This is a genomic window from Arachidicoccus sp. (assembly GCF_050436765.1).
Lineage (GTDB): Bacteria > Bacteroidota > Bacteroidia > Chitinophagales > Chitinophagaceae > Arachidicoccus.
Map to the genome: position 1 here is coordinate 349 of NZ_JBNQGD010000206.1, position 7,198 is coordinate 7,546.

General features: G+C 38.9%; 5 protein-coding genes and 1 pseudogene. All 6 read left to right on the plus strand.

The genetic code is table 11. From position 1 onward, the window contains the following. On the plus strand, positions 1–156 hold a 156-nt coding region (locus ACQR30_RS09090), incomplete at its 5' end, for a hypothetical protein (protein ID WP_429734250.1). A 15-nt stretch (positions 157–171) separates the two neighbouring features. After that, complete coding sequence (locus ACQR30_RS09095) at positions 172–1,497, plus strand: rhamnogalacturonan acetylesterase (RefSeq protein WP_429734242.1); 1,326 nt, start codon at positions 172–174, stop codon at positions 1,495–1,497. Between the two features lie 13 nt (positions 1,498–1,510). Next, a complete protein-coding gene (locus tag ACQR30_RS09100; protein WP_429734244.1) occupies positions 1,511–2,965 on the plus strand; it encodes a glycoside hydrolase family 28 protein in 1,455 nt (484 codons plus the stop codon). 10 nt (positions 2,966–2,975) lie between these two features. Further along, positions 2,976–4,976, plus strand: coding sequence for an alpha-L-fucosidase (locus ACQR30_RS09105; protein WP_429734246.1), 2,001 nt, complete (start codon positions 2,976–2,978; stop codon positions 4,974–4,976). A gap of 4 nt (positions 4,977–4,980) precedes the next feature. Then, complete coding sequence (locus tag ACQR30_RS09110) at positions 4,981–6,867, plus strand: rhamnogalacturonan lyase (RefSeq protein ID WP_429734248.1); 1,887 nt, start codon at positions 4,981–4,983, stop codon at positions 6,865–6,867. A gap of 45 nt (positions 6,868–6,912) precedes the next feature. Next, positions 6,913–7,198 (plus strand): annotated as a pseudogene (locus ACQR30_RS09115) (hypothetical protein); the annotation flags it as partial.

The window sequence follows — 7,198 nt, forward strand, 5'->3', positions numbered from 1 at the left end:
TCTATTGTCGCTTATTACAATAGACCCGAGCGGAAAAATTTAGCTATGGGGGAAGGGCCTGTTTTAAGGGCCGGCGCAGAAATGTTAGATTTAAAACCCTATAAAGACCAGCCTGCTTCTAATTTTTACCATTTAATTAAGGACAGATCCAAATAAATTCAAATTTATACAATGAAAAAATTCTTTGCTAATATAGGCATGTTTTTCTCCGTGTTATTTTTTACACAATCAGTCAATGCACAAGCCATTTATAAGTTTGATTTTGGCACGGGAAAAGTTGCAAGTGGTTATCAGCAGGTAACGGCGACTAGTCTATACTCAGATAAATCAGGCTATGGCTTTGATTATGGTACACAGGCTATTGCGATAGACAGAGGAGGTGATGACGCTTTGACCAGCGATTTTTGTACAAGCATTGGCTCTATGTTTTTTTCTGTAAAACTGCCGCAAGGAAATTATAGGGTTACTGTTCATCTGGGTGACAAATTGCGTTCTTCTGTTACCACCATAAAAGCGGAGTCGCGCAGATTGATGTGCAAAGAAGTCGTGACAAAACCAGGTGAGTTTAAGGCAGTTAGTTTCATTGTAAGCGTTTGGGATAGCATTATCGATGCGCATCATGTGGTTAAATTAAAACCTAGAGAAGTAGATAAACTTGATTGGGATAACAAACTTACTTTAGAATTTAGCAATACAGCAGTTTGTGTAGATGGAATTGAGATTCAAAAGGTAGACCATGTGCCCACAGTTTTTCTTTCGGGTAATTCCACAGTGACGGATCAGCAATTAGAGCCTTGGTCTTGTTGGGGGCAAATGTTCCCATCTTTCTTTAATTCAAATATTGCCATTGCAGATATGGCTGCCTCAGGTGAGACGCTTAGGTCTTCTTTCTCCAGAAAGCGACTGTCTAAGATTGCCAGTTTGCTTAAGCCCGGGGATTATTTGTTTATTGAGTTTGCACATAATGATCAAAAAAAGGGTTCGGGTGAAGAACCTTATACTACCTATAATAAATATCTAAAAATATTTATTGATTCCGCCCGTGCCCATCAGGCGATTCCGGTGTTGGTGACTTCCACTTGCAGACGCGATTTTGATAAAAATGGGAAAGTGATCAATACTTTAGGTGAGTTTCCCGCAGCAATGCGCTATGAAGCCAAAAAAGATAATGTGACGCTTATCGACTTAAACAAAATGACCAAGATTTTATATGAGGCTTATGGAGAAGAATCATCTAAAAAATTATTCGTTCAGTTCCCGGCGGGTACATTTCCCGGACAAAATATCACATTGGCTGACAACACCCATTTTAGTGGTTTTGGTGCTTATGAATTGGCAAAGTGTATGGTAGAAGGTGTCAGGAACTCAAATCTTGATTTTAAAAATGCCATCAAAAAGAATGTAAAAATATTCGACCCGGCAAAGCCAGATAATTTTGAAAATTGGGATTTGCCTTTTACCCCCATGTTTACGAGTGTAAAACCTTATGGGAATTAAATAATTAAATAACATGAAAGGAGAAAACGTATTATCTATATTTACTGTGGTATTGATTTTTGTTTCTGCTTTTGCTTTACCCAGCAATAATTTCGATAATAATCTCAACAATAATACAGAGCCGGTACTAGACTGGGCGAAGAATGTTGGCGCAAGAGAAATGCCTAAAGCAACCCGGGAATTTAGCGTAAATAAATATGGTGCAATAGGTGATGGGGCTACTAAAAATACAGCAGCAATTCAAAAAGCAATTGATGCATGTGCTGCAGCCGGCGGCGGTATTGTCACTTTTAATAAGGGAACATATTTGACCGGGTCCATTTTTGTAAAATCTGGTGTTACGTTAAAAATTGATGAGGGCGTTAAAATTGTAGGCAGCCAAAATATTGATGATTACACTTTGATAGAGACGCGTGTTGCCGGTATTGAAATGAAGTGGCCGGCTGCATTAATCAATGTGCTAAATCAAAAAAATGTAGCCATTATCGGTGAGGGTATAGTAGATGGGAGAGGCAAAATATTTTGGGATAAATACTGGACTATGCGTAAAATTTACGACCCAAAAGGTATCCGTTGGGCTGCCGATTATGATTGTCGTAGACCCCGATTATTTTTAATTTCTAATTCGTCCGATATTACATTAAAGGGTTTGCATTTGCAACGCGCTGGTTTTTGGACAGTACATATACTTTACTCCAATCATGTTACTGTAGACGGTATTACTATTCAAAATAATATTGGTGGACATGGTCCCAGTACGGATGGTATTGATATTGACTCTTCAGATTATATTTTAGTTCAAAATTGTGATGTTAATTGTAATGATGATGACTACTGCCTCAAAGCTGGCAGAGATGCAGATGGATTAAGGGTGAACAAACCTACTGAATACGTTGTTATTCGTCATTGTATTGCCAGATCCGGTGGGGGCTTATGTACTTTTGGCAGTGAGACATCGGGCAGTATCAGGCATGTATTAGTGGAAAATTCAGAAGCAATAGGGACTGGGAACGGCGTGAATTTTAAGTCTGCATTCACCCGCGGTGGCACAGTAGAAGATATTCATATTCAAAATTTGAAAATGAAAAATGTAAAAACGGCCATTCATTTGAATCTCAATTGGAATCCTAATTATAGCTATACTACGCTGCCTAAAGATTATAATTATGATTCTATACCCCCCTATTGGAAAGTAATGCTAGAAAAGGTATCTCCTGAAAGAGGCAAGCCGACAATTCAAAATGTATTCATCCAAAATGTTTTTGGAACAGGTTGCGCAACAGCTATTTCGGCTACTGGTATGAAGACCTCTTTATTAAAAGATGTACATCTTACTGACATACATATAGCTTCCAATACAGCAGGTGGAATCAACTATGGGGCAGATTGGCATTTTAAAAATGTAAGGTTGAAAACAAACGATAATGGTGTATTAAAAATTGAAAATTCAACCAACGTGAAACTGTAAAATGACAAAGTTGAAAAATATAAGTATCCTATTTGTTGTATTAATACTTTGCACCATGGCTTATGGGCAGAAAAGTGCAGATAGGATGCCAACGACTGTAAATCGTTTGGCGGAAGAGTTTACTCAGTCAAATAAGAAGAAGATGCCGATTAGCTTTAATCATTTTCAAATTGATTTGTCTAATTATGTATGTGATAGGCATCAGTCTGCGATTGCAAAGCGAAGAATCATAAATGTCTTAGGTGGCAATAGCGACGAAAATAATGTTACTATAGAAAATGCGAATGCTACATTTCGATATAGGCATCGCCTGTTAAAAGACGGCGACGTCTATGTTTTTTATAACAACAGCGACCAAAAACGAGCAAGTACTTGTACTATTTTGGGGAGTGGTTTAGTACAAGTTTGGAATCCAAATAATGGTATTATTGTGCCGGCTGGGGGCGCTTTTATCGGGAATGGGTTTGCCAAAATACCCTTGGATTTAGCACCTCGCGAAACCCGAATTGTTGTATTGGCCGCCTTACCCGTAAAATTTTTGCCTCTTTATTATCAAACGCATGTTCATCCGAGGTTTGTAGATTATTTGCCGGGCGGTTCGGTGAATCCTATACCGAAAGGTTCGTTCGAGACTAATTGGCCTTCTTTAGAAAAAAACTATAGGGTTCCCGAATGGTTCAGGGATGCGAAATTTGGTATTTTTATTCATTGGGGATTGTATGCCATACCGGCCTTTCACAACGAATGGTATGCTCGTCATATGTATAGTAGTAAAGCTATTTCAGATTGGCACAAAATGCACTTTGGTCGACAAGATTCTTTTGGCTATAAAGATTTTATCCCCCTGTTAAAAGCGGATAAATTTGACCCTCAACAATGGGCTGCCTTATTCAAAGCTGCCGGAGCAAAATATGTAATTCCTACTGCCGAACACCATGATGGGTTCAAAATGTATGCGAGCGATTTAACGGTTTGGGATGCGGAAGATATGGGGCCTCATAAAGATTTGGTAGGAGAATTAGCCAAAGCGGTGAGGCGAGTCGGGTTGGTTTTTGGTGTGTCTGATCATCAGATTGAAAATTGGTCTTTTTTATATCCACAATTAAAAGAGCCTAATGATTTGTTCGATCCTAAGAATGCAGGATTTTACGGGCCCCCGCAGCCGCCTGATTCTATTGAGACGCAACCATTTTTGAATCAGTGGTTGGCGGAGGCACAGGAATTAGTTGATAAGTATCATCCTAACTTGTTTTACTTTGATAATGGTGTTGATTCTGCCAGACTAGATTCGATGAAACAACAGTTTGGAGCCTATTATTATAATACGGCTTCTAAATGGAAAGATGGTGCAGCTATACTTACAAAATATTATGCTTATCCTGATGCTGCCGGCGTACACGAATACGAGAAACAAGTACGGAGCCCCAAAACAATTCAGAAAAATTTCTGGCAAACTGATGATGTGATTAGTAATTACTCTTGGGGTTATGTAAGTGATATGAAATACAGAAGTGTCGCGTCTATACTCCATGAATTAATAGATAATGTAAGTAAAAATGGTGCTTTGCTTCTGAATATCTCTCCAAGAGGTGACGGCAGTATTCCGCAAGCGCAACAACAAATTCTATTAGCTATTGGTAGTTGGTTAAAGGTTAATGGGGACGCTATTTATGGTTCAAGACCTTGGAAACAATTCGGTGAGGGACATTCTGCCGATACCACTGTAAATTTAGGAAAATATAAATACACCGGATCTGATTTTAGATTCACCACGAAAAAGGATACACTATTTGCGATTGCTATGTCATGGCCCGGAAAAGTTGCTGTAATAAAATCTTTGAAAGGTGGTGTATTTGAAGGAAAGAAAATTACCGATGTAAAATTATTGGGCGCCAATAACTCGCTCGTTTTCAAAAATACCGAAAATGGGTTGGAACTCCAGCTCCCAATAGTTAAACCGAATCCTTACGATTATGTTTTTAAAATAACAACTTCTACAATCAAAAAATAGTTTTATGAGAAAAAGTATTATGCTTTTATTAATGCCTTTTTTTGGGCTTTTATTGGTTACAAATAATACAAAAGGGCAAAGGCAAATGGAAAGCCTTACGCGGGGTGTTGTTGCTATTAACGAAGGAGGTGGGAAGGTTTTTATTAGCTGGCGATTATTTGGCACTGATCCTCAAAATGTAGCTTTCAACCTTTATCGAAAATCAGGTGATAGTGCTCCTAAGAAATTAAATACGGAACCCATCCTGACTTCTACAAATTATGTTGATAGCCATGTGGATAGTACAAAACCAAACATTTATTTCGTTCGTTCAGTCTTAAATGGAAAGGAGGGGGGGAGTAGTGCCTCTTATATTTTAAAAGCTAATACGCCTGTTCAACAATATTTAAATGTTCCTTTAAAAACGCCGCTGGGGTATACGCCCAACGATATTTCGGTTGGTGATTTAGATGGAGATGGACAATATGAGTTAATCGTTCACATGACGGGAAGAGGAAAGGATAATTCTCAAAATGGAATGACAGACCCACCTATTTTCGATGCTTATAAATTGGATGGTACATTTTTGTGGCGGATAAATTTAGGCAGCAATATTCGCGAAGGAGCACATTACACGCAGTTCATGGTATATGATTTAGATGGGGATGGTAAGGCGGAATTTGCTTGCAAAACTGCCGATGGAACCATTGATGGGGAAGGTCATGTTATTGGTGACTCTTCAAAGCACTATAGAGATAAGAATGGAAGAATATTGCACGGGCCTGAATATTTGACCATTTTTAACGGGCAAACAGGTGCCGCCATGCAGACTGTCCCTTACGATCCGCCAAGAGGCGATATAGGTAAATGGGGTGGGAAAGGAGGCAATGGGGGTAATGATAATTATGGTAATAGAGCGAATAGATTTTTAGCCTGTATCGCTTATCTGGATGGGGTTCATCCGAGCTTAGTTATGTGCAGGGGTTATTATGGCAGAATAGTTTTGGCTGCCTGGGACTATAGGCATGGTAAGTTGACCAAACGTTGGGTTTTTGATAGCAAAGATGGAAGTAATGCGTTCTCCGGGCAAGGTAATCATAACCTGGCTGTTGCTGACGTTGATGGCGATGGTAAAGACGAAATTGTCTATGGCTCTATGTGCGTTGATGATAATGGGAAAGGTTTATACAGCACTGGATTAAGACATGGGGATGCTGTGCATTTAAGTGACTTAGACCCATCAAGACCAGGAATGGAAGTCTATGGTATTCATGAAATTGAAGATAGAACTACCGGACCGGGTGTTGCAATGTATGATGCTAAAACCGGCAAGATTCTTTGGACAAGTGATCTAAATAAAGATGTGGGTAGGGGAATGGCTGCCGACATTGACCCGAGATATCTCGGTACAGAAACTTGGGGAAGCTCTGAAGGTTTAAAAGATGTGAAGGGTAATAATATTGGAAAAGCGCCGAGGTCAGATAATTTTGGTGTCTGGTGGGATGGAGATTTATTAAGAGAACTTTTAGATCGAAATAGAATTACAAAATGGGACTGGAAAAACAGTAGAGAGGTTCCATTACTTATCGCAAATGAATGCCTGTCAAATAATGGGACTAAGGCTAATCCGGCGCTAAGTGCAGACCTTTTTGGTGATTGGAGAGAAGAAGTGATTTGGCGAACAAGAGATAATCAAGCCCTCCACATATATACCACCACGATTCCGACAAATTATCGTTTTTATACACTAATGCAGAACCCCGAATATCGGTTGAGTATTGCATGGCAAAATGTGGGCTACAATCAACCACCTTATACCGATTATTATTTAGGTGTAGGAATGAAGCAGCCGCCGAAGCCAAATATATATTTAACACCTGTTTCTATTCATTTACAAAGTGAAAACAAGTAATTGATTTTCGGTAGTAGTAGACTCATTTTAATTCAATGATTGCAAATGAAAATAATAAAAAAGACAATTAACGTATTCATTGTGATTGGCATTTTTTTAATGATGTTTGCTCCGGCGAATGCGCAAAAATTTGACATAAACACCCCGGCGGGACCAAGAGTTCATGATCCGACAATGATAAAGGAGGGGGATATTTATTATGTTTTTTATACAGGAAAAGGCATCCCTTTTATTTATTCGAAGGACAAAATACACTGGACGTTAGTTGGCAGAATTTTTTCCAAAGACGCGTTGACCAAATGGCATAAAAAGGACATTACTCAGAAAGATG

Excerpts from the sequence above, each read along its gene's own strand:
- ACQR30_RS09100 (WP_429734244.1), top strand. The coding sequence starts at position 1,511 with ATGAAAGGAGAAAACGTATTATCTATATTTACTGTGGTATTGATTTTT.
- ACQR30_RS09095 (WP_429734242.1), top strand. The coding sequence starts at position 172 with ATGAAAAAATTCTTTGCTAATATAGGCATGTTTTTCTCCGTGTTATTT.
- ACQR30_RS09110 (WP_429734248.1), top strand. The coding sequence starts at position 4,981 with ATGAGAAAAAGTATTATGCTTTTATTAATGCCTTTTTTTGGGCTTTTA.